The following is a 22984-nucleotide window of genomic DNA, read 5'->3' as shown; positions in this document are numbered from 1 at the left end:
CCGCGCGCCAGCCTCTATGATCGGCACACTTTCCTGCGTGGAACCGGCCTCCAAGGCTGTCGTCCACCCCGGCCGAAGAACCAGAGCACCTCCGTACTACCTCTGCACAACTCGATCGCACTGCGGGAGCCAGCGGTGAGCGGAACCTCCGAAGGACCGGGTCAAGCACCCTCGACCACCCGGTCGCCGGTCACAGAGCGTCATATCGACCGGCTCGGAGACGCCCTGGCCGAGCGCCCTCCGGAACGCGCCGGAGACCCCCCGCCCGAGCATCCGCCGGAACACGCCGGCCCCGCGCCGGACTCCTGCGCACAGCAGCGCGCGGCATCGCTCGCCGCCCGGGCCGCCGAGCTCCTCGCCGCCCTGCGGGCCGAGCGCGCCGAGCAGGCCACCCGGTTCGCGGCGGGGCGCAGCGCTTCCGAGCTGCGCGACTACCGGGCCGCGTTCAACGCCGCCCACCTCGCCATGGCGGTCGTCGACCGCGAGGGCACCGTCGTCGCCGCCAACGACGCGCTCGCCGAACTCCTCGGCACCGACCCGGCCGCGCTGCACGAGCAGGACGCCGCCGACCTCGTCGATCTGGCCGACGACAACCGCACCTGGCACGCCTACCGCGAGGTCTTGCGCGGCGCCCGCAACCGGTTCCGCTGCACCCGCCGCCTCAAGCACCCCGACGGGCACTCGCTCTGGGCCGAGGTCACCGTCGCGCCCGTGCCCGACAGCTCCAGCGTGCTGCTCTCGATCGCGGACATCAGCGACCGGCGCGAGCTCCAGGCCCGCCTGCGCCACCTCCAGATGCACGACCCGGTGACCCGGCTGCCCAACCGCACCCTCTTCTTCGAGCGCCTCAACTCCGCGCTGGAGACGTCCACTTACGACGGCGGCACCGGCCGCATCGGGATCTGCTACCTCGACCTCGACGGGTTCAAGGCGGTCAACGACACCCTCGGCCACCGGGTCGGCGACCGGCTGCTCAGCGCCGTCGCGGCCCGCCTCACCGAGTGCGCCGACCAGTCCGGGTACGCGCGCGGCGGCGGGCACCTGGTGGCGCGGCTCGGCGGCGACGAGTTCGCCGTCCTGGTCGAGGACTCCACGGGTACGGAGCAGCTGGCCGAGCTCGCCCGCTCCGTACTCGAAGCCCTTCAGCAGCCCTTCGACCTGGCGGGCCAGCGCCTGTCGGTGTCGGCGTCGATCGGAGTGGTGGAGCGGGCCAGCGCCGGCACCACCGCGACCGGCCTGATGCAGGCCGCCGACACCACGCTGTACTGGGCGAAGGCCGACGGCAAGGCCCGCTGGACGCTGTTCGACCCCGAGCGCAACGCCCACCGCATGACCCGGCAGGCGCTGTCCTCCACGCTCCGCCCGGCCGTGGAGCGCGGGGAGTTCGCGCTGGAGTACCAGCCCCTTGTGGGCATGGCCGACGGAGTGGTGCACGGGGTCGAGGCGCTGGTGCGCTGGAACCATCCGCAGTTCGGGATGCTGCCGCCGAATCGGTTCATCGGAATTGCTGAAGAAGACGGCTCGGTCGTCCAGCTCGGCCGCTGGGTGCTGCGCACCGCGTGCCGGCAGGCCCGGCGCTGGCAGACCGAGCACCCGGACGTGCCGCCGATCTTCGTCAGCGTCAACGTCGCGGTGCGCCAGGTCTGGGACTCCGACCTGGTGGCGGACGTCGCCGAGATCCTGGCGGAGACCGGGCTCTCGCCCCATCTGCTCCAGCTGGAGCTGACCGAGTCCGCGGTGATGGGCTCGGCGGGCCGCCCGCTCCAGGCCCTTCAGGCGCTGTCCGACATGGGCGTGCACATCGCGATCGACGACTTCGGCACCGGCTACTCCAACCTCGCCTACCTGAGCCGGCTCCCCGTCTCCGTCCTCAAGCTGGACGGGTCGTTCGTGCGCGGTTTCCAGTACGACGAGGGCGGCGCGCACCCCAACCCGGCCGACGAGACCATCGTCGAGGCGATGGTCCAGCTCGCCCACCGGCTCGGGCTCACCGTCACCGCCGAGTGCGTGGAGACCGCCGACCAGGCCTCCCGGCTCGCCCGGATCGGCTGCGACACGGGCCAGGGCTGGCTCTACTCCCGCGCGGTCGCCCCGGACCGGATCGCCGAGATGGTCGCGCTGAGCCCGCAGAAGGTCTGAGGCCACGTACGCGGGCGGCCGCCCCACTCCTCCGCAGGGCGAGGGGTGGGGCGGCCGGGTGTGCAGGGGGGATCAGCAGGCGCCGAGGTCCTGCCAGACGCCCCACTCGCCGGTGGTGCCGGGCTGCTCGCCCTGCGTCCACCACTTGGCCTTCCAGGTGTGATCGCCGTACGAGACCTGGGTGTTGCCGGCGTAGGCCGCCGCCTTGTCCCAGGCCGGGGCTGTGCAGCCGCCGGGCGTCGGGGACGGGCTGCTGGTGGCGGTCGGGGTCGGCGACGGGGAGCCGGTGGCCGTCGGCGTCGGGTCCGGGGACGAGGAGGGGGACGAGCCGACCGCGTCGACGATCTCGTTGAGCAGCGTGGTGTTGTCGTCGAGGCCGAGCAGGCTGTACATCATGGCGCCGGCGAGGCCGCGCTGGTGGGCGTAGTCGGCGCGGGCCTGGATGGACTGCTTGTCGAGGCCGGTGAAGAACTCGCCGTCCTTGTAGAAGTACGAGGCCTTCGCGTCGGCGTCCCAGAAGGTGGTCGCGGGGTTGTCGACGATGCCGCCGAGCTCCTTGTAGAGCGCGGTGCCCGCGACCTGGCTGGTGGGCCGGGCGTTGGACGGCCCGGTCGCGGTCTGGGCGAGGCCGTTGTTGGCCGTCGGGACGCCCTTCCAGCCGCGGTAGTAGAACTCGTACCCCAGCGTGATCTTGTTGGCGGGGAAGCCGCCCGCGATGCCGTAGGCCGCGTTGCCGTCGATCCAGGAGTCGATCGCGTTGGAGATCGAGTACTTCTGGGTGCCGGGCTTGATCACGTCCGTCGGGTCGTTCGCGGGCGAGACCAGCGGGGACTGGTGGTACGTCGGACCGGTCGCATTCCAGGCGCCATGCATGTCGTACGTCATGATGTTGGCGTAGTCGAGGGACGCGCCGATCTTGTCCGTCTCGATGTTCTTGATCTTGTCCTGGCCGGCCGGGAGCGCCGCCGTCAGGAGGTAGTGCTTGCCGCCGTGCGCGGCTCCGTACGCGTCGAGCTGCTTGCGGAACTCGGCGAGCAGGGCGGTGTAGTTGGCCTTGTCCTCGGCGCCGTAGTGGTTGCCGAGGTGGCCGTCGGGCGAGCCCGGGTACTCCCAGTCGATGTCGACGCCGTCGAAGATCCCGGCCGCCGTACCGTCGCCGCCGTACCCGCCGTCGACCGGCAGGTTTCCGGCTATGTACTGGTTGATGCAGGAGGAGACGAACTTCTTGCGGCTGGCGTCGGTGAGGGCCGCGTCGTGGAAGTACTTGGAGTACGTCCAGCCGCCGAGGGAGATGTTGATCTTCAGCTTGGGGTACTTGGCCTTGAGCTGCTTGAACTGGTTGAACACACCGACGATGGGCTGGTTCCAGGTGTCGGCCACGCCGCTGACGCTGTCGGCGGCCGAGAACGACTTCTGGTAGTCGGCGAACGAATCGCCCGCGCCGTCACCGGCGTTGGGGTTGTTGTCGTCGCCCGCCGCCTTGTTCGCTTCGAAACAGGTGAGGTTGGTGGGGTCGATGTTGCCGAACGAGTAGTTGAGGACGTCCAGCTTGCCGGCGATGCCCCGGGTGTCGAGGTGCTTGGGGTAGAAGGCGTTCCCGTACACGCTCCACTGGTCGTAGTACGCGATCTTCACGCCGCCCGTGGAGGGCGCGGCGGACGCGCTCGGGGCGGCGGAGGCGGTGCCGAGGCCCGCGAAGGCGGCCAGGGCGCCGGCGGCGAGCACGGCGGTGCTCAGGGCGGCAACAAGGGGTCTGCGGCGTTGCAAGACGGCCTCCGGGGGCTGCGGGCACGGGGTGCGGATAACGGCGGTTGAGGAAGTGATAGCGATCGAATCCCGGCCACGTCAATGGTCTGAACCAAATTGAGGACTAGACCAATCGGGAGACGAATGCGCTTGTCAGGGCCGGAGTTGAGGCGTTCCGGGCCGCCCTGGCCCGGCGACGACTGGCCATGCGCGGCGAGGGGGCGGCGAGGGAAAGGGCTGGACCAGTCCTCTCCGGTAACCCAGGTTTTACCGACGTAGCATCGGCGGCATGACCGACATCCCGACCCTGATGCTCATCAGCGGCAGCCTGCGCGGCGCCTCCACCAACTCGGCCGTGGTCCGCACGGTGGCGGAACTCGCGGAGGGCCGCGCGAAGGCCGTCACCTACGAAGGCATGGGCTCCCTGCCCCACTTCAACCCGGACGACGACACCGAGCCGCTGCCCGCGGAGGTGGTACGGCTGCGCGCCCTGATCACCTCGGCGGACGCGATCCTCATCTGCACCCCGGAGTACGCGGGGAGCCTCCCGGGCTCCTTCAAGAACCTGCTCGACTGGACGGTCGGCGGCGTCGAGATCACGGACAAGCGGGTGGGCTGGATCAACGCGTCGGTCGCCCCGACGGGCGCGGCCGGGGCACATGCGGCGCTCCGGACGGTGCTGGGTTACACGGGCGCGCTCGTCGTGGACGCGGCGGCCGTCCATGTCCCGGTACCGCGGGACGCGATCGACCCTGGCTCGGGCCTGGTCGCCGAGGTGAGCGCGCAGAACGCTCTGGCGGGGGTGATCAGCACCCTGCTGACAGCCGAACCCGCTTGATTCGAGGCCAAGTTGAGCCACAAGCTCCTTGCCTTAGGGGCGCAGGGAGGAACCCGCCACGCTCCAGAGCGAGTTGAGCCCCATGCCGCCAAGGGGCGCGGGAAACTGCGCGATCAGCCACGGACGGCCCGCACCCGAACGACAACTGGCGGGAGCGTAAGGACCCGGCCCACCCAGGGCCAGTTAGGAACGGCCGCTTCCGCATGCATTCGGTCGGCCGCAGGTCGTCGTGGGCTGGTCGCGCAGTTCCCCGCGCCCCTAGCAGGGCTGGGGCTGATCCCCCCAGGCGGTCGCGCCCCGCGCGCTTGGCAGGGTCAGAGCCGAGGCAGCCCATAGGCATCAGCGATCAGTTCGTAGGAACGCACCCTCACCTCAGGCCCATGCGCGTTAGCCGTGATCATCAGCTCATCCGCACCGGTGCGCTTCTGGAGGTCGTCGAGCCCCGCCCGCACCTCCCCAGCCGTCCCGGAGATCACGTTCGACAGCCAGCTGTCCACGAACTCCCGCTCCAGCGCGCTGAATGGGTAGGACTCGGCCTCCTCCGGGGTCGGCACGAGACCCGGGCGGCCCGTACGCAGGCGGACCATCGAGAGCGCGTTGGTCAGGGTCTGGCGCCGGGCTTCCCTCTCGTCGTCCGCCGCCAGCGCCGAGACGCCGATCAGGGCGTACGGCGCGTCCAGAATCGCCGACGGCCGGAAGGAATCCCGGTACAGGTCCAGCGCCGGGACGGTGTTCGCCGCCGAGAAGTGGTGCGCGAAGGCGAAGGGAAGGCCGAGCGTGCCGGCCAGGCGCGCGCTGAAGCCGGAGGAGCCCAGCAGCCAGATCGGCGGGCGGGCCGAGGGGCCCTGCACGGGACCCGGCACCGCGTGGATGCGGGCGTAGGGGTGGCCGTCGGGAAAGTCGTCGTCGAGGAAGCGGGTCAGCTCGGCGAGCTGCTGCGGGAAGTCCTCGGCACCCTCGTTGAGGCCATCGGTGCGGCGCAGGGCGGCGGCCGTCGCGCCGTCCGTGCCGGGCGCCCGCCCGAGCCCGAGGTCGATGCGGCCCGGGGCCATCGCCTCCAGCGTGCCGAACTGCTCGGCGATCACCAGCGGGGCGTGGTTGGGCAGCATGACGCCGCCCGAGCCGAGCCGGATGCGGGAGGTGTGGGCGGCGAGGTGGGCGAGGATCACGGCCGGCGCGGACGAGGCGACACCCGGCATGGAGTGGTGCTCGGCGACCCAGTGCCGGTGGAAGCCGCGCCGCTCGGCGAGCTGCGAGATCTCCACGCTGGTGCGCAGGGCACGGTTCGCGGTGTAACCGTTGCCGACCGTCACCAGGTCGAGTACGGACAGGGGTACGGGGGCGGTTCCGGCCGCCGTCCCTCGAATCGCATCCACGTCCACCGGTCCGTGCCTCCAGCCTCGTCGGTCGTACGCGTTCTGCGTACGCCGAGCCAAACAGGAGGGGGGCTCCGTTTTATTCCCGCGCCGCGACCAGCCCGGCCGGGTCGCCCCAGCACCACGGGCTGGACCTGCGCGGCGACGCCTCCACGGCTCCGGTGAACCGAACCCTGCCAGGGGCAGCGCCCACCCCGCCCGGACGGTCGCGCCGTACGACCTGATGGCGGCCGTAAAGCCGCCGCCACCCCACCACGTGGCGAGCCACAAACATGGGTACGACACCATTCATGACTGAGCCGAGCGATCTCACCACTCTGACGGCACGTCAACTCCTCACCGGCTACCGGGCCCGCACCTTCTCCCCCCTCGACGCCACCCGCGCCGTACTCGCCCGGATCGAGGCCATCCAGCCCCGCCTCAACGCGTTCGTGCGCGTCGACACCGAACCCGCCCTGGCCCAGGCCCGCGCCGCCACCGAGCGGTGGCGCACCGGGGAGCCGAAGGGGCTTCTCGACGGGGTGCCGGTGTCGGTGAAGGATGTGCTCCTGCAAGCCGGCGGGCCCACGTTCAGAGGGTCCAACACCACATCGGAACAAGGGAGTTGGCGCGAGGACGCGCCCGCCGTGGCCCGGCTGCGCGAGCACGGGGCCGTACTGGTCGGCAAGACGACCACCCCCGAGTTCGGATGGAAGGGCGTCACCGACTCGCCCCGCACCGGCATCACCCGCAATCCGCACGACCCCGCGCGCACGGCGGGCGGCTCCAGCGGGGGCAGCGCGGCGGCCGTCGCGGCCGGGGCGGCGCCGCTGTCGCTCGGCACGGACGGCGGGGGCTCGATCCGCATTCCGGCCTCGTTCTGCGGGGTGTTCGGCCTCAAGCCGACGTACGGCCGGGTCCCGCTGCACCCCGCGAGCGCGTTCGGCTCGCTCTCGCACGTGGGCCCCATCGCCCGGGACGCGGCGGACGCGGCGCTGCTCCTCGACGTCATCAGCGGCGCGGACTGGCGCGACCCCACCGCCCTGGAGCCCCCCGCCCACTCGTACGCGACGGCCCTCGCGGAAGACACGGCGACCGGCATCAAGGGACTGCGCATCGCCTACTCGCCCACCTTCGGCGGGCAGGTGGCGGTACGGCCCGCGGTCGCGGCGGCGGTACGGGCCGCGGTGGCCCGGCTCGCCGAGCTCGGAGCCCATGTCGAGGAGGCCGACCCCGACTTCGCGGATCCGATCGACGTCTTCCACACCCTGTGGAGCGCCGGGGCGGCTCGCGTGGTCGACCAACTTGGCTCCCAACAGCGTGAGTTGCTCGACCCGGGACTGCGGCAGATGGCCGTGCGGGGCGCCCGGCTCTCCGCCCTGGAGCTGCTCGCCGCGCAGACCGCCCGGCTCGAACTCGGCCGGCGGATGGCCTGCTTCCACCAGCGCTTCGATCTGCTGGTCACCCCGACACTGCCGATCACCGCCTTCGAAGCGGGCCGGGAGGCACCGGCGGGCTCCGCCCTGCACCGCTGGACCGGATGGACCCCGTTCACATACCCGTTCAATCTGACCCAGCAGCCGGCCGCCACCGTCCCGGTCGGCACGGACGCGGACGGCCTCCCGATCGGCCTCCAGCTGATCGCGGCGCGCCACCAGGACGGCGTGGTGCTGCGGGCGGCCGCGGCCTTCCCGGAGCTCCCATTGAGGTGAGCCCGGCGGGCGGGCCGGGGCGGCGCCCCGAAAAATAAGGGGCATGGGCTGTGTAAAGGGGGGTAGCCGCGCCGCCATGGCCCGAGCTACCTCACGCCCCAGACCCTCCATACCCAGGCGAACCCTGCTCACCGGCGCCGCCGCCCTCACCGGCGCCGCCGCCTGCTCCCGCGTCCCCGAGGGCGGCGCCCTGGCCCGTCTCAAGTCGCAGGGCGCGGTACGCCTCGGCATCGCCGGTGAAGTCCCGTACGGGTATGTGAACGACCAGGGCGAGTTCACCGGCGAGGCCCCCGAACTCGCCAAAGTGATCTTCAAGCGGCTCGGCATCGGCCACGTACAGCCGGTGGCGACCGACTTCTCCTCGCTGATACCGGGGCTCAACTCCCAGCAGTTCGATGTCGTTTCCGCCGGGATGTACATCAACAAGGACCGCTGCGCGCAGGTCCTGTTCGCGGACCCCGAGTACCAGATGCTGGACGCGTTCATCGTCCGCAAGGGCAACCCGAAGAACCTGCACAGCTACGAGGACGTGGTCCGCAGCAAGGCGCGCCTCGCGACCGGCACCGGCTATGCCGAGATCGGCTACGCCACCGCCGCCGGCTACCCCGAGAGCAGCATCGTCATCCTCCAGGACCAGGTCGCGGGCCTGAACGCGGTCGAGTCGGGGCGCGTCGACGTCTTCGCGGGCACCTCGCTCACCGTGCGCGAGGTGGTGAAGAAGAGCTCGAAGGCCGAGTCCACCCAGCCGTTCGCGGCGGTCGTCGACGGCAAGAAGAAGATCGACGGCGGCGGCTTCGCCTTCCGGCCCACCGACGGCCCGCTCCGTGACGCGTTCAACACCGAGATCCACCGCATGAAGCAGAGCGGCGAGCTCTTCCGGATCCTGCGGCCGTTCGGCTTCACGCAGGCCGAGATGACCACCCTGACCGCCAAGGAGCTGTGCCGATGACGGCGGGACTGTGGCAGCACTGGGTGCTGCCGGGAATCTGGATCACGCTCCAACTGACGGTGTACAGCGCCGCGTTGGCGGCATCGGTCGCCTTCGGCGTCGGCATCGCCCGCACCCACCGCTCGCGCCTGGTGCGCTTCCTGGCGGCCGCGTACACGGAGATCTTCCGCGGCACCTCGGCCCTTGTCCTGATGTTCTGGCTGTTCTTCGTGCTGCCGCCGCTCGCGGGCTGGCAGCTCGTCCCGATGTGGGCGGCCGTCCTCGCGCTCGGCCTCTCCTACGGTGCGTACGGTGCCGAAATCGTGCGCGGCGCGCTGAACTCGGTGGCGCCCGCCCAGCGCGAGGCCGGCATCGCCCTGAGCTTCACGCCCTGGCAGCGGATGCGGCTCGTGCTGCTGCCGCAGGCGGTGCCGGAGATGATCCCGCCGTTCTGCAACCTGCTGATCGAGCTGCTGAAGGGGACCGCCCTGGTCTCGCTGCTCGGGGTGGGCGACGTGTCGTTCGCGGCGTACCTGGTGCGGCTCGCGACGCAAGACAGCGCGCAGATCTACTCCGTCACGCTGGTCATCTACTTCGTCCTCGCCTTCGGAATCACCCGTGGAATGAAGGCACTTGAACGCCGCACCAAGGCGAATCTGGGGGTGGCCAAGTGAATTGGGACTGGTCCGCGGTCTGGGACTTCATGCCGCGCTTCGGGGACGGCGTGCTCACCACGCTGCAGATCCTCGCGCTCGGCTCCCTCATCTCCTTCAGCCTGGGCCTCGTGTGGGCGCTGGCCTTCCGGGCGCCGACCCGTTTCGTGCGCTGGCCGGTCAACCTGATCACGGAGTTCATCCGCACCACCCCCCTACTGGTGCAGCTGTTCTTCCTGTTCTTCGTGCTGCCGGAGTGGGGCGTGAAGTTCTCCGCGCTGACCACCGGCGTCCTCGCCATCGGCCTGCACTACTCGACGTACACCGCACAGGTCTACCGGGCCGGCATCGACGCCGTGCCCAAGGGCCAGTGGGAGGCGGCGACCGCGCTGAGCCTGCCCGCGCACCGCACCTGGTTCGCGGTGATCCTGCCGCAGGCCGTGCGCCGCATCGCTCCCGCACTGGGCAACTACGTCATCTCCATGCTGAAGGACACCCCGCTGCTCGCCGGCATCAGCGTCCTGGAGATGCTCCAGCAGTCGCGCCTGGCGGGGGCGAGCACCTTCCAGTACACCGAGCCGCTGACCGTCGTCGGCGTCGCCTTCATCCTCATCGCCTATCCGGCTTCGCTGTTCGTACGAGCCCTGGAGCGCCGCCTTGTCCGCTGACACCCAGATCGACCTGCCCGCGAAGAAGCAGAGCGGCACCGAGCTGATCCGCTTCGAGAACGTCACCAAACGCTTCGGCGACAACACCGTCCTCGACGACCTCTGCTTCACCGCCCGCAAGGGCAAGCACGTCACCCTGATCGGCCCGTCGGGCTCCGGCAAGACCACGATCCTGCGGCTGCTCATGACCCTGGAGACGCCCGATTCGGGGATCATCCAGGTCAACGGGACGCGGCTGCACCCGGCCGGCGAGAAGGAACGCCGGGAGGCCCGGAAGAAGATCGGGATGGTCTTCCAGCAGTTCAACCTGTTCCCCAACATGAGCGTGCTGCGCAACATCACCGAGGCTCCGGTGCGGGTGCTCGGCCTGTCCCCCGACGAGGCCGAGGCGCGGGCGCGCGAACTGCTCGACCTGGTGGGCCTGGGCGAGAAGCGCGACGCGAAGCCCGCCCAGCTGTCCGGCGGCCAGCAGCAGCGCGTCGCGATCGCGCGGGCGCTTGCGATGCGTCCGCAGGTGCTTCTGCTGGACGAGGTGACGTCCGCGCTCGACCCGGAGCTGGTCGCCGGCGTCCTCGATCTGCTGCGCGACATCGCCCGTACGACCGACATCACGATGCTCTGCGTCACCCACGAGATGAGCTTCGCGCGGGACATCTCCGACGAGCTGATGATGTTCGACGCGGGCAAGGTCATCGAGTCCGGCCCGCCCGAGAAGATCTTCGGCGATCCGGAACACGAGCGTACGCGTGAGTTCCTCGGCGCAATTGCCTGAGCACGCGCCGTGCACGACGCTGACCTCACGTTCCGGCCATCCGAGCGCCCCCGATCGTGACTCTGGCATATGCCACCGTGGCGCGTCCCAGCGTATGGCCCTGGAACGCGCCACGAATCTTGTCAACACCCCCACCGGAAACGGGTCTTGGCGGCTATCGTGGAACGGCAGACCTGCCACCTTCGCAGTTCGACCTGCTAGGGGGAAACCGTGGCGCTGAAGCCAGAGCCGACCGCGCCGTTCCATTCGGTGCAATACGTCCTCCGGGTCCTGGAGGCGATCTCCAGGCACGGCGGAGGTGTGACCGATGTCCAGATCGCACGTGAGACGGGTCTCCCGACCGCGCACCTGACCTCGATGCTGCTCATGCTCCGGCGCGAGGGATACGTCGAGCAGGTGGCCGACGGCGCCTATGTGATCGGCGACTCGATGGTGCTGCTCGGCTCGGGCGCCGCCCGCCAGCAGGCCCTGGAGACCAAACTCCAGGACACCCTCATGGCCCTGCGCGACTCGGTGGGCGCGGCCGTCTACATCAGCCGCTACATCGACGGCGAGGTCAAGATCACCCAGTACGCGGACGGGCCGACCGCGCCGAAGGTGAACGAGTGGGTCGACTTCAAGTCGGCGGCGCACGCGAGCGCGGTCGGCAAGTGCCTGCTGACCCAGCTCGACCAGAACGGCCGCCGCGACCACCTCTCGCGCCACAAGATCGCCCGGCTCACCTCGCGGACGATCACCAGCGAGAAGGTGCTCTTCTCCAAGCTCGACAGCCAGCCGGCCACCGTGCCGGTGCTCGACCTCCAGGAGTACGCGGTGGGCACGGTCTGCGCGGCCGTCCCGCTGACCGCGGGCTCGGCCGTGGGCTGCCTGGCCCTGTCGATGCCGATCGAGCACGCCCACCGGCTGCGCGCCGCGGCCGACACCCTCAACCGCAGGGCCGCCCCGGTAGTGCTCTCCCTGGCCATCTGACCCTCCCGGCACAGCCCGGTCCCGAGGTGGTCATGAGCACCCCGAGGGACCAGGTAGTATTTTCTCTGTCAGCAGGCGCCGCTAGCTCAGTTGGTTAGAGCAGCTGACTCTTAATCAGCGGGTCCGGGGTTCGAGTCCCTGGCGGCGCACAGACGGAGAAAGCCCCTCGCGAAAGCGGGGGGCTTTTTCGTGTGCGCTCTTCGTGCGCGCCGATCCGGCTCGCCGAGCTCCGCTCCGGCCCGAACCCGCCCACCCCCTCCGCCGACGCGACAGCGCAGCTCATCGACGCCCAAAAATTTACACGGGCGTCTTAAACGCAAGTACTAGACAAGCGTTTAAGACGCCCGTACGTTGATGCCATGACGAACTCGACGAGCACCACAGCGAGCACCACCGACGGGGCGGGTCTCCGCGCCGGGCGCAGGGAATGGACCGCGTTCGTGGTCCTCCTGCTCCCCCTCCTCCTCGTCTCGATGGACGTCTCCGTCCTCTACTTCGCGCTCCCCTCCATCAGCCGCGAGCTCGACCCCTCCGCCACCCAGCAGCTGTGGATCATCGATGTGTACGCCTTCGCGCTCGCCGGGCTGCTGATCACGATGGGCTCGCTCGGCGACCGGATCGGCCGGCGCAAGCTGCTCATGTTCGGCGCCACCGCGTTCGGCGTCGCCTCGGTGACCGCCGCGTACGCCACCAGCGCCGAAATGCTCATCGCCTCCAGGGCACTGCTCGGGATCGGCGGGGCCACCCTGATGCCGTCCACGATGGGCCTGGTCCGCAACATGTTCCGCGACGACAAGCAGCGCGGGCAGGCGATCGGCATCTGGTCCGGCGCCATGGCGGGCGGCGTCGCGCTCGGCTCGGTGATGAGCGGGATCATGCTGGAGCACCTGTGGTGGGGCTCGGTCTTCCTGATCAACGTGCCCGCGATGGTGCTGCTCCTGATCCTGACGCCGCTGCTCGTCCCGGAGTTCAAGGATCCGGCGCCCGGCAGGTTCGACCTGCTGAGCGTGCCGCTGTCGATGGGCGCGGTGCTGCCGGTGGTGTACGGCCTCAAGGAGTTCGCGGCGGACGGCTTCTCGGTGAAGAGCGCGGTCTGCGTCGCGGTGGGCCTCGTCCTCGGCACGGTCTTCGTACGCCGTCAGCTCACCCGGCGTGACGCGATGATCAGCCGTGAACTGTTCCGCCCCGGCCGGGGTTTCGGCGCCGCGATCTCGCTCAACACCATCGCCGCGTTCGCCATGATGGGCTCGGCCTACTTCACCACCCAGTACCTCCAGTCCGTACTCGACATGAGCACGATGCGGGCCGCGCTGTGGAGCGTCGCCCCCTCGCTCGCCATCGGTGCCACCGCCCCCGCCGCGACTGCCGTGGCACAGAAGGTGAACCGGGCGTACGTCATCGCCGCGGGCTTCGCGATCGGCGCCGCCGGCTACGCACTCCTGACGCTCGCCGGGACCGACTCCCTCTGGACCGTGCTGGCCGGTGCGGCGGTCATCGGCATGGGCATCGTGACGGTGATGGCCCTGGTCTCGGACATGGCGATGGCCTCGGCCCCCGCCGAGAAGGCGGGCTCGGCGGCCTCGCTCCTGGAGACGGGGCAGGAGTTCGGCGGGGCGCTCGGCATGGCGGTGCTCGGCTCGATCGGCACCGCGGTCTACCGCTCCGACATGCCCGCCTCGGCGCCGGCCGCCGCCCGCGAGACCCTGGGCGCGGCGGTCGCAGGCGCCGACCGGGCCCTGGCGGGCGTCGCCCAGGAGGCCTTCGTGCACGGCATGCAGTACGCGGCGGTCGGCGGCACGCTGATCCTGGTGATCGCGGCGGTGCTCGCGGCGGGGATGCTGCGGGGTCCGGCCGCGGCGGCGAAGGCCGCGGCCCGGGCGCAGGGCGCGGAGGGCGACGGCGGCGAGGTGGCCCCGGCCAGGATCGCGGAACCGGCGATGTGAACCCCGTACGTACGCGTACGCCCCCGTGTCACCGAAGGGCCGGCCATCTCCCGGATGGCCGGCCCTTCGGGGGTGTCCGAGGAGGGGGTCAACTGTCCAGTTCGTCAAGGACAGTTGCGGCCTGATGGTCGGCGCCCAGGCGGTTCGGGTGGAACGGGACGGCGGGTCCCGGCGGGTTGCTGGACACCGGCATGAAGCCCTCGACCCAGCGCGTATCGGCCGGCTTGCAGATGTCGTGCCCGACGCTTCCCCGGTACGTGTCGACGAACCGGGCCCCGCCCTCTTCCGCGGCGGAGGCGAGCATGGCGTTCAGCTCCTTGAGCCGGGCGCCGAACCAGGTCAGGTCCTCGTCGAGGATCGGCACCCGCGGATAGCAGCCGCGGTCGGTGGCGACCCCCGCCAGATAGTCGACGACCAGTACGGTGGCGTGCGGCGAGCGCTCGTGGATGCCCTCCAGTACGCCGGTGATCCGCGACTTGGTGGCGGCGATCTGCTGCGACAGCAGGTCCCTGCCGCCGGGCCTGGCGAACCTGGTCCGGCACGGGCCGGCGAACGGGGCGGGCAGCGGGTTGATACAGCCGAGGACCGCGCCGTCCAGCCCGGCGTCGTTGCCGCCGATGCCGACGGTGACCAGGTCGGTGGTGGGCGTCAGCCGGTCGAACTGGGGCGGGTTCACGCCCTGCGAGAACAGCAGCGCCTGGCCGACGTTCTGCGGCGCGGTCATCTCGGCGGTGGTCGCGCCACCGCAGGTCGCATCCCGGAACGCCGTCACACCGAGCCGGGCGGCGACCTGCTTGGGGTAGTTCCAGGTGCTCTGGGCGCAGCCGGTGGGGGCGTGGGTGTGATCGATGCCGAGGAAGGTGACATCGGCGGACCAGGAGTCGCCGAGGGCGACGTATTCGTGGAATCGAGGGGGTTTGTGGGGGGTGGCTTCGGCGGGGGTGGCCGCGCCGGTGAGCAGGGTGGCGAGGGCGAAGGCGGTGAGGAGGAGGCGGGGGTTCACGCGCCTATCCACGCATTGCGGGGCGGGGTGTCGGGGGACCCTGGCCGATGATTCACCCGGGCGCGGGATCAGGACCGGCTGGGCCGACCCGTCCCGACCGCCCCAGCGAGGGTGCGCTGGGGGCTCCGCCCCAGACCCCGTTCGCGCCTGAAGGGCGCTCGTCCTCAAACTCCCCCAAGGCCTTAAGGGCCAGGGGGACCCCCATGACAGGCTGAAATGCCTGGTGCGGGCCAGCACCAACACTGTTGGGGGCGCGGGGAACTGCGCGAGCAACCACGCACGGTCCGCAGCCGACCGACCGCACATCCAGCCCCTCCGGCGTTTGAGGAGCGGGGGTCCCGGGGCGGAGCCCCCGAGCGGGGTGCAGGGGACGAAGTCCCCGCAGGGGGTCTGGGGCGCAGCCCCAGGAGCTCAGTCCAGCCAACGCTGGGCAACGGGCGGGCGGGTGGGACGGCGCCCCGGGGCTCAGCCCCATCAGCGCTGGGCCACGGGCGGGTGGGTGGGCGGACCCCCCAGGGCCCCGGGCAGCTCACCCGTCGCCTCGGCCTCCGACAGCCTCCGGTAGGACTCCGTCCCCGGCGGGCGCCACCAGACCTCTCCCTCCCCCTCCCAGAACCCCTCCCGCCGCAGCACAGCCCGGTGCACCTTGTTCGTGGCCGTCACCGGAAGACGCCGCAGCACCCTCACGAAGCGCGGCGCCATCTTCGTACCCAAGTCCGGTTGGGAGGCGAGGAATTCCAGGAAGGCCGCCGGGTCGAAGGCGGATCGCAGGGACAGCGCCGCCATCACCTGGTCGCCCGTCACCGGGTCGGGGACCGCGTACACCGCCACCCCCGTCACCCGCTCCCACCGCGCCAGGATGTTCTCGATCATCGCCGCGGCCAGGTTCTCGCTGTCCACCCGGAGGCGGTCGTCCGCCCGGGCCGCGAAGTACAGGAAGCCTTCCGTGTCGCGGAAGAAGAGGTCGCCCGTCCAGTACCACCCGCCCCGGCGGCGTTCCGCGTCGGCGGATGCGTTGCGCCAGTAGCCCTCGAAGGGGTTCGGCCCTCTGTTCACCAACTCGCCCATGGCAACCGCCCCGTTGAGGAGGCGGCCCGCCTCGTCGAAGCGCGCCCGCTCGCACTCGCGGCCCGTCGACGGGTCCACCACCGCCAGGTCGCCGCCCGGCGCGGGCCTGCCTATCGCCCCCGGTGGCGTCCCCGGCGTGCGCTGGATCGCCGCCCCGCCCTCGGAGGACCCGTACCCCTCCACCAGCCGCACCCCGAACCGCTGCGCGAACCGGTCCGCGTCCACCGCCCCCGCCTCGGTCCCGAATCCGGTACGCAGACCGTGCTCCCGGTCGTCCGCCCGCTCAGGAGTCGCCAGCACGTACTGGATCGCCCTGCCCACGTACGTGAAGTACGTCGCCCCGTAGGCCCGTACGTCGTCCAGGAACCCCGACGCCGAGAAGCGGTCCCTGAGCGCCACCGTCGCGCCCGCCGTCAGCGCCGGGGCCCAGTTCGCGATCACCGCGTTGCCGTGGAACATCGGCATGCAGATGTAGTGGACGTCGTCCCGGCCGGTCCCGAACTGGCTCACCAGCGCCTCGCCCGCCGCGGCGAGCCGGCCCTGGCTGCAGATCGCGGCCTTGGGGGCGCCGGTCGAGCCCGAGGTGAAGTACAGCAGGAGGCGACTGGCCGGGCTCACCGGCCCCAGCGTCGACTCGCCCGGCTTCGCTCCCCCGTACGGCGCGAGCAGCCGCTCGTACTCCTCCGTGTCCGTCACCAGGACGCGTACGCCCGGCAGTTCGAGACCTTCGAGCAGGGAAAGGTGTACGCGCCCGGTGACCAGGACCCGGCATTCGGTGTGCAGGATGTCGCGGGCCAGCTCGGAGCCGCGCCGGGTGGGATTGATGCCCGCCACGGCCGCCCCGGCCAGCGCCGCCGCGCTGAGCCAGAGCGGGAACTCGGGGGTGTTGTCGAGCAGGACCCCGAGGTGCGGCTCGACACCTCGGGGCAGCAGCTCGGTCAGGAGCGCGGCGCGGGCGGCGGCGCCCGCGGCGATCCGATGGTGGGTGAGTTCCAGATCGCCGTACCGCAGTCCGGTCCGCCGGTCGCCCCACTGGCGCTGCACGTACTCCGACACGGTCGATACGGTCGACGCACTCTTCTTGATGGCGGTCATGGCGCCGCACCGTAATTGACAAACCGTCAGAACTGAACGTCCGAGCAGGCGTAGAAGGCGTTCCCGGTGTCCGCGATCGTCCACACGGCCAGGATGACGTGGTGGCCGGTCCGGCCGGCGGGGATGGTGCCGTCGTGCGAGAGCGTGGCCGGGGGCTGCTTCCCGCCGTACGGGACGATGAGGAACGGCTGGGTGTCGAGCGCGGCCCGGGTGAGTTCCTGGCTCGGGTCCCAGCCTTGCTTGGTGAGGTAGTAGCGGAAGTCGGTCGTCGCGTGACGGGCGGTGAACTGCCAGCGGAACGTGTAGGTCTGACCAGCCGTCAGTTTGGTGGTGGGCCAGCCGGTGCCGCCGCGCGGGTCGTCCAGCTCGGCGAATCTGCCGTTGCCGCCCGCACAGATCGTTCCGTCGGCGGGACCCGCCGCCGGGAAGCCCTTGGGGCCCTCGACGGACTGCGGCTCCCACTGGATGTCACCGCAGTTGGTGACCGTGCCGTTGGCGCAGAGCTTCTGCCGGCTGATCGGCTGGTCGGCGTACCCGTGGCTGCTCGCACTGCCGGTCGCGAGCAGGGACGCGCCGACGACGGCAAGCCCCACCACAGCGGCACCGAGCCGCTGCTTCTTTCGCATGCTGACCACTCCTGGAGAACGTGGGGGAGTTCCTTGGATGGAGCTGCACGCGTGCGGTATCTCATATTCCGGTCTAGACCAACTCCCAGACTATTCACGGGAGTTGAGCGTGTCCAGGCCAAGCGCCGAACCGGATTCCGGCATCCCCAGGTGTTCCCGGCGCCCCCGGTGTGCCCCTGGTGTGCCCTCAGCCGCCCTCCCCCGTCCCCCGCCCCGTGTAGAACGCCACCGTCAGGTCCTTCACCAGGGCCTTGCGCTCGTAGTCGTCGAGCTCGACCAGACCCCGCGAGGTCAGCCGGTGCACGGTGTCCTCGACGGCGTCCACCACCGAGGTCAGCACCGCGTCCCGGTGGCGGGCGTCGATCGCCGCGACCCGCTGCCGGCGCATGGCCGCCGCCACCTCGGGGGCGTACTCGATCCGGGTCGGCTGCGCCGAGTACAGCTCGATGCCGACCGGCTCCCCCTCCGACTTCAGCAGGCGGGTCAGCGCGTCGCCGACGGCCTCCGCGTTGCGCAGGGTGGGCGCGTCCTCGTGGAAGGCGTCGGTTGGGAGCTGCGAGAGGACCCGGGCCAGCGCCGCCTCCACCTGCTGGCGCAGATACCTCTCGTGGTCGGCGACGGCGAGCGCGGCCCGCGCGGTGTCCCGGATCCGCCACACCACCAGGACCACCACCCGCAGCGCGGTCCCGTTCGCGTCGACCGCGGCCATCGGCTCGCTGCGCCAGTGCCGCAGCCGCAGGTCGACCCGGCGGCGCAGGAGCAGCGGGCTCATCCACACCAGACCGGTGCGCCGCACGGTCCCCCGGTAGTCGCCGAACAGCGAGAGCACCCAGGCGTACCCGACGTGCCCGCGCCCGAGCCCGCCGAAGGCGAGCACCGCCACGGTCACCCCGAGGGCGAGCAGCCCCCACTGTCCGAGGCCGATCCCGTGGTACGGGTACGAGGGCAGCCGCAGCAGCATGGCCACCGGCGGGGGCAGGGCGCCGGTCCGCCAGATCAGCGCCGCGCAGCCCGCGAGCGCGAGGGTCCCGGCGGCGACGGCCGTCCCGCCGGGCAGCGTCGGGCCCGGCCGCTCCGCGATGCCCGGATCGACCGGGGGCGCGGGCCTGGCCGGGGCCGCGACGACGGTGCGCGCGCCCGCCTGCCTCGGCGGCCTCACGACCGGGCGGGGGGCGGTCCGATCCGCTGCGGGGACGACCGGGTTGAGCCGGGTAGCGTCGCGGAACAGCAGGTGGAGCGGGATCGCGGCGGTGTTCTCGCTGCTGATCACGGTCACCCTGCGCCCGGCACCCGGCACCGCGACGGCGGGGGTCCGGGGCGGTTCGGCGCCGTCGGGCGGGGTCGGGGTGGGGGTCTGCATGCTCGTCGTTCCCTCCGTCATGCCGTGCTGCCGTGCTGCGGTCATCGCGTCGTGCCGTCCGTGCCGCCGTGCCGTGCTGCGGTCATGCGAACAGCCGCCGCCAGGTCTCGGGGCCGGGGTAGCCGTCGGCCTCCGCGCCGGACCAGCCCTGGGCCCGCTGGAACGCCTCGACGTTGCGCCGGTCCTCCTCGCTCCAGCGCGGCCCGGGCCCCTCGGTGTAGTACCTGCCGAACCCCTTCTTCACGAGCTGCCGGCCGAGCTGGGTGACGTACGGGCTGCCCTGGCCCGGCCGGAAGTAGCGCATGCCGGGGTACGCCGGCCGCATGGCCTGCGAACCGCCCGGGGCAGGGGCCGGGACCGGTACCGAAGCCTGCGCCGGGGCCGTGGTGGAGTCCTGAGCCGGGGCCGGGGTCGACGCCTGAGCCGGAACAGGAACAAGAACAGGAACAAGAGCCGGAACCGGGGCCGGGGCCTGCGCCGGAGACGGAACCGGCGCCGGAACCGACGCCGAGTCCTGAGCCGGAGCCGGGGGCTTGGCCGGAACCTCAGGCTTGGCCGGAACCGGAACCGGAGTCGGAACCTGGGCCGAGGGCTTGGCCGGGGTTTGCGGCTTGGCCGGGGCCGGGCCACCCTCCTCGGGAGCGATGTCCTTGCCGCCGCCCTGCACGAGCAGCGCCCAGGTCTGCGGCCCCGGGATCCCGTCGGCTTCGGCACCGGTCCAGCCCTGGGCCTCCTGGAAGGCGCGGGTCGCGTTCAGGTCGGCCGAGGTCCAGCGCGGCCCCGGCCCCTCGCTGTAGAAACGGCTTCCGCCGCGCAGCACCAGCATCTGGCCGAGCCGCGTGACGTAACTGTTGTCGGCGCCGGGCCCGAACTTCGCGGCGCCCGGGAACGCCAGGCTCTGCAGTTCCGTGCCGGTCTCCGCGACGGTCGCTCCGCCGCCTCCACCGCCGGCCGCCACCCCCTTGTACCGGAAGGGCACGTACTTGGCCGAGTTCTTCCAGTACGCGTACGGGGTGGCCTGCTTGCGGGTGCCGGGCGGGGTCTGTTCGTAGGCCGTGTAGTAGTTGTGCGTGTGGTCCGTCCAGCCACCGAAGATCACGACGTGCGACCCCTTGTTGGGGTTGCTCGGGTTGTGGAAGAGCAGGATGTCGCCGGGCTGGAGCGCGTTGCGCGTCGTCCGCACGGCGAACTCGTCCAGGCTCCCCGTCCACTCATTGGTGCCGAGGTTCCACGCCATCGACACATAGCCGGAGCAGTCCTGCCGGTACCCGTCCGTCCAGTACGCGTCCATGCTGTACGGGACCGATGCGGCGACCCAGGTCTTGGCCCGGTTGATGATCTCGGCCCGGGTGATCGGGCGCGGCTTGACGGGCGCGTGCGCGGGCTTGCCGGGCGCGCCGTGCAGCCCGCTCGGGCCGCCCTGCTCGGTGGGCGGCCCGGGGTCGGCGGCCATGTTGGGGCCGTTTCCTCCGGGCAGCGGGACGGGGACGGCGGCGGCCACGCCCGAGCCGCCGAGCACCACCGAGGCCGCGGTGGCCGCGACCAGCGCGCGCCGGGCGCCGCCGCTCGCCGCGGGGTGGCCGCCGTCGCGCACCGGGAGCAGCCGCAGCCGCCGCCGGTCCGCGCAGCCGGGGCAGCCGCACTCTCCCGCGGGCTCGTAGTCCTCGAACACCGGCCCGGGTGCACTGGCCTTCATCCGCTCCCCCTCCCGCTCGTTCCGCTCTCGGAGACTTCGAAGATTTTTTCCGCACTTCCGCACGGACAGCTGTGTCGCGATTGTCATAATGAGTCGCATTTTGACGGAACGAAACGGATAAAACGAACATCTGACAGCGTGGCGCTGGTCAAAACCACCCTCTGGAGTCCGGTAAAGTTTTCCGAGTCAGCAGGCGCCGCTAGCTCAGTTGGTTAGAGCAGCTGACTCTTAATCAGCGGGTCCGGGGTTCGAGTCCCTGGCGGCGCACGCACCACCGAGGCCCCCTCGCCCAGCGCGAGGGGGCCTCGGTCGTTCCCGGAGCCCGGTGCGACCGCTCGTCGCTCCTGGCGGATCGCTCAGCGCGAGTTCCTCGCCAGGCCCAGGGCGTATTCCGGCCACCACTCGCCCGCCCGGGGGCCGCCCCGGCACGGGCCGTCCGACTCGCCCGGGCGCTTCACCCAGACGTAGGCGTCGACCGAGCCGAGCCCCGTGTCCGTCGTCGGGCGCTCGCCGAGCGCCCGGCCCGGCGGGTTGCACCAGTTCTCGGCGGGGTCGCCCTGCGTATAGGGGCCGTTGCCGTTGCGGCTCGTGTCGATCACGAAGTGCTTGCCGCCGACCTTCGCCGACAGGTGCTCCCCGAACTCGCGGCTCGCCCGCGTCGTCTGGAAGTTGGAGACGTTCACCGCGAACCCGTCGGCGCTCTCGATGCCCGCCCGCCGCAGCGGTTCGTCCAGGGAGCCGGGCGACTGCCACCCCGCGTTGCCCGCGTCCACGTACACCTTGGTGGCCGGCTGCCGCTTGAGCCGCTCGACGGCGCCCTTCAGGAGCGCGTACCGGGCAGCGTGAAACACGTGGGGCGTGCAGCCGTCGACGAGGTGCAGGACGGCGTCCGGTTCGAGGACGACCGTGGCGGGGCGGTCCCCGATGCCGCGGGCGACCTGGTCGACCCAGTCGCGATAGGTGTCGTCGTCGGGGGCGCCGCCCCTGGAGAACTGACCGCAGTCGCGGTGCGGGATGTTGTAGAGGACGAGCAGCGCCGTGCGGCCGGCCTTGGCGGCGGCCTCGGTGTAGCCGCGCACCCTGGCCTGCGGATCGCTCCCGGCGATCCACTCGCCCACCGGCTGCTCGGCGATCTTCCTGATGAGCGCGGCCTTCGCGGCGTCACCGGCCTTCGTGTACGCGGCCAGCTGGCGGGCCGCACCGGTGTCCGGGTTCACCCAGAACTCACCTGTGGCGGGCTGGAGTTGGGACGCTTCGGAAGGTGTTGCGCTCGGGGCCGGCTCCTCGCCGGAGCCGCCGCAGCCCGCGGCCAGGAGGGCCGCCGCGGCGACCAGGGCGCAGGCTCGAAGGCCGGTCCTGGGCCGACTCCGGCTAATCCAAGCCGAGTTGTACGGCCGCATCACAGGACTGCCACCCCTACCGGATCTCAACTCAGCGTGTTCGTCAAGGGACTTGGCGTCAACTGGACCTAGGCCACGGGCATACATCCGTTCTAGAGTGGGGGTGTCGACCCCCGCCCCGGTCGCCTCACAAGCTCCCGACCGCACTGACAGCCTGTGTCCGGACACAGGCCCCGAACCTCCCGCGGCGGTGCCGGGCTTCTCCCGCAGCCCGTGCGCCGGCGGTCGAGGACCAGCCCGGTCGGCGGCTCCGGGGGGAGCGGGCCGTCGGCCGGGCCAGGTGCCCGGTGGCCGTGCGGGGTCGGGGCCCGGCCTCCCGCGCGGGGCGCTCAGGGCTTCGGCGGCTTCGAAGGGGCCGCGTCCCTCGCGTCGGTCAGATAGGCCGAGACCACCACGTTCGCGGTGTAGGCCTTCGTCTGCTGGTCGTACGTTCCGCCGCAGGTGATCAGGCGCAGCTCGGCGCGCCCGCGCCGCCGGGGCCCGTACGCCTTCGCCGCGTCGAAGTGGCTGCGCGGGAAGACCTGGACGTCGTCGATGGTGAACTCGGCAACCGAGCCGTCGGCGCGGGTCACCTTGATGTGCTGGCCCGTGCGGACCGCGCTCAGGCCGTAGAAGACGGCCGGCTTGCTCTTGGTGTCCACGTGCCCGACCAGGAGGGCCGCGCCCGCCTCGCCGGGCCGGATCCCGCTGCCGAACCAGCCGACCGTGCCGGGCCGGTCGTACGGCGGCGGGTCGACCGCGCCGTCGGCGTCCAGACCGCGCGGCACGACCGGCGCGGCCACGCCTATGGAGGGGATCTCCACGCGCTGCGGGGGTGCGCCCTTCAGCGGTTCGTGCGCGGGCGGCAGCGGCTCGCCGAGCGGGCGGCCCACCGCCGCGATGTCGCCCGTGGTGGGCGCCGACGTACTGCCGGAGCCACTGGAGGCGTCCCGGCCCCACAGCCACAGGCCGAGCAGCAGCACGGCCCAGGCGAGGCCGGTGACCGACCGCCCGCTGCCCCGTGCCGAGGACAT

At 71.6% G+C, this 22984-nt stretch carries 17 protein-coding genes, 2 tRNA genes and 1 pseudogene; 11 read left to right on the top strand and 9 right to left on the bottom strand.

The window, feature by feature from the left end:
* Positions 1 to 135: 135 nt before the first annotated feature.
* Positions 136 to 2139, top strand: a complete 2004-nt coding sequence (locus ACSHXC_RS24730) for a putative bifunctional diguanylate cyclase/phosphodiesterase (protein ID WP_438293686.1) — start codon at positions 136 to 138, stop codon at positions 2137 to 2139.
* Positions 2140 to 2211: 72 nt separating this feature from the next.
* Here ACSHXC_RS24730 and ACSHXC_RS24725 read toward each other — a convergent pair whose 3' ends face one another.
* A complete protein-coding gene (locus ACSHXC_RS24725; protein WP_438293685.1) occupies positions 2212 to 3906 on the bottom strand; it encodes a glycosyl hydrolase family 18 protein in 1695 nt (564 codons plus the stop codon).
* 268 nt (positions 3907 to 4174) lie between these two features.
* Between ACSHXC_RS24725 and ACSHXC_RS24720 the strand changes: the two genes are divergently transcribed.
* Positions 4175 to 4723, top strand: a complete 549-nt coding sequence (locus ACSHXC_RS24720) for an NADPH-dependent FMN reductase (RefSeq protein WP_438293684.1) — start codon at positions 4175 to 4177, stop codon at positions 4721 to 4723.
* A gap of 314 nt (positions 4724 to 5037) precedes the next feature.
* On the opposite strand, the gene ACSHXC_RS24715 is transcribed toward ACSHXC_RS24720, so the two are convergent.
* A complete protein-coding gene (locus ACSHXC_RS24715; protein ID WP_438293683.1) occupies positions 5038 to 6099 on the bottom strand; it encodes an LLM class flavin-dependent oxidoreductase in 1062 nt (353 codons plus the stop codon).
* A gap of 290 nt (positions 6100 to 6389) precedes the next feature.
* Between ACSHXC_RS24715 and ACSHXC_RS24710 the strand changes: the two genes are divergently transcribed.
* The 8 genes from ACSHXC_RS24710 (at position 6390) to ACSHXC_RS24675 (ending at position 13723) form a co-directional block, all read left to right on the top strand.
* On the top strand, positions 6390 to 7790 hold the full coding sequence (locus ACSHXC_RS24710; RefSeq protein WP_438293682.1) for an amidase: 1401 nt from the start codon (positions 6390 to 6392) through the stop codon (positions 7788 to 7790).
* Positions 7791 to 7866: 76 nt separating this feature from the next.
* Complete coding sequence (ehuB, locus tag ACSHXC_RS24705) at positions 7867 to 8739, top strand: ectoine/hydroxyectoine ABC transporter substrate-binding protein EhuB (protein WP_438293681.1); 873 nt, start codon at positions 7867 to 7869, stop codon at positions 8737 to 8739.
* Entirely contained in the window at positions 8736 to 9392 is a 657-nt protein-coding gene (gene ehuC, locus ACSHXC_RS24700; protein ID WP_438293680.1) for an ectoine/hydroxyectoine ABC transporter permease subunit EhuC, read from the top strand. The genes ehuB and ehuC overlap by 4 nt, the downstream gene beginning before the upstream one ends.
* A complete protein-coding gene (ehuD, locus tag ACSHXC_RS24695) occupies positions 9389 to 10039 on the top strand; it encodes an ectoine/hydroxyectoine ABC transporter permease subunit EhuD (RefSeq protein WP_344378925.1) in 651 nt (216 codons plus the stop codon). Before ehuC ends, ehuD begins: the two co-directional genes overlap by 4 nt.
* Positions 10029 to 10811, top strand: coding sequence for an amino acid ABC transporter ATP-binding protein (locus tag ACSHXC_RS24690; RefSeq protein WP_438293679.1), 783 nt, complete (start codon positions 10029 to 10031; stop codon positions 10809 to 10811). Before ehuD ends, ACSHXC_RS24690 begins: the two co-directional genes overlap by 11 nt.
* Before the next feature lie 210 nt (positions 10812 to 11021).
* Complete coding sequence (locus ACSHXC_RS24685; protein ID WP_189966364.1) at positions 11022 to 11780, top strand: IclR family transcriptional regulator; 759 nt, start codon at positions 11022 to 11024, stop codon at positions 11778 to 11780.
* A 75-nt stretch (positions 11781 to 11855) separates the two neighbouring features.
* Positions 11856 to 11929, top strand: a tRNA-Lys gene (locus ACSHXC_RS24680).
* A gap of 210 nt (positions 11930 to 12139) precedes the next feature.
* On the top strand, positions 12140 to 13723 hold the full coding sequence (locus ACSHXC_RS24675) for an MFS transporter (protein WP_438293678.1): 1584 nt from the start codon (positions 12140 to 12142) through the stop codon (positions 13721 to 13723).
* Between the two features lie 88 nt (positions 13724 to 13811).
* On the opposite strand, the gene ACSHXC_RS24670 is transcribed toward ACSHXC_RS24675, so the two are convergent.
* The 5 genes and pseudogenes from ACSHXC_RS24670 to ACSHXC_RS24650 all read right to left on the bottom strand — a co-directional run bounded on the left by ACSHXC_RS24670 (position 13812) and on the right by ACSHXC_RS24650 (position 20571).
* Positions 13812 to 14726, bottom strand: a complete 915-nt coding sequence (locus ACSHXC_RS24670; RefSeq protein WP_438293677.1) for an SGNH/GDSL hydrolase family protein — start codon at positions 14724 to 14726, stop codon at positions 13812 to 13814.
* Between the two features lie 474 nt (positions 14727 to 15200).
* Positions 15201 to 16889, bottom strand: a complete 1689-nt coding sequence (locus ACSHXC_RS24665) for an AMP-binding protein (protein ID WP_438293676.1) — start codon at positions 16887 to 16889, stop codon at positions 15201 to 15203.
* 26 nt (positions 16890 to 16915) lie between these two features.
* On the bottom strand, positions 16916 to 17515 hold the full coding sequence (locus tag ACSHXC_RS24660) for a lytic polysaccharide monooxygenase auxiliary activity family 9 protein (protein WP_438293675.1): 600 nt from the start codon (positions 17513 to 17515) through the stop codon (positions 16916 to 16918).
* Between the two features lie 187 nt (positions 17516 to 17702).
* Positions 17703 to 18866 (bottom strand): annotated as a pseudogene (locus ACSHXC_RS24655) (SPFH domain-containing protein); the annotation flags it as partial.
* Between the two features lie 91 nt (positions 18867 to 18957).
* Positions 18958 to 20571, bottom strand: coding sequence for a peptidoglycan-binding protein (locus tag ACSHXC_RS24650; RefSeq protein ID WP_438293674.1), 1614 nt, complete (start codon positions 20569 to 20571; stop codon positions 18958 to 18960).
* 193 nt (positions 20572 to 20764) lie between these two features.
* Between ACSHXC_RS24650 and ACSHXC_RS24645 the strand changes: the two genes are divergently transcribed.
* Positions 20765 to 20838: transfer RNA gene (locus ACSHXC_RS24645), tRNA-Lys, on the top strand.
* An 89-nt stretch (positions 20839 to 20927) separates the two neighbouring features.
* Here the strand turns inward: ACSHXC_RS24645 and ACSHXC_RS24640 are convergent.
* The gene (locus ACSHXC_RS24640; RefSeq protein ID WP_438293673.1) at positions 20928 to 21971 is read right to left on the bottom strand and encodes a glycoside hydrolase family 6 protein; all 1044 of its coding nucleotides are present in this window, start codon (positions 21969 to 21971) and stop codon (positions 20928 to 20930) included.
* A gap of 329 nt (positions 21972 to 22300) precedes the next feature.
* Entirely contained in the window at positions 22301 to 22984 is a 684-nt protein-coding gene (locus ACSHXC_RS24635) for a class F sortase (RefSeq protein ID WP_438293672.1), read from the bottom strand.

Origin of the sequence: Streptomyces sp. HUAS TT7 (genome assembly GCF_051550175.1) — a bacterium.
GTDB lineage: Bacteria > Actinomycetota > Actinomycetes > Streptomycetales > Streptomycetaceae > Streptomyces.
The sequence above is the reverse complement of the archived record's forward strand: the minus strand, read 5'-3'. Positions and strand labels throughout refer to the sequence as shown.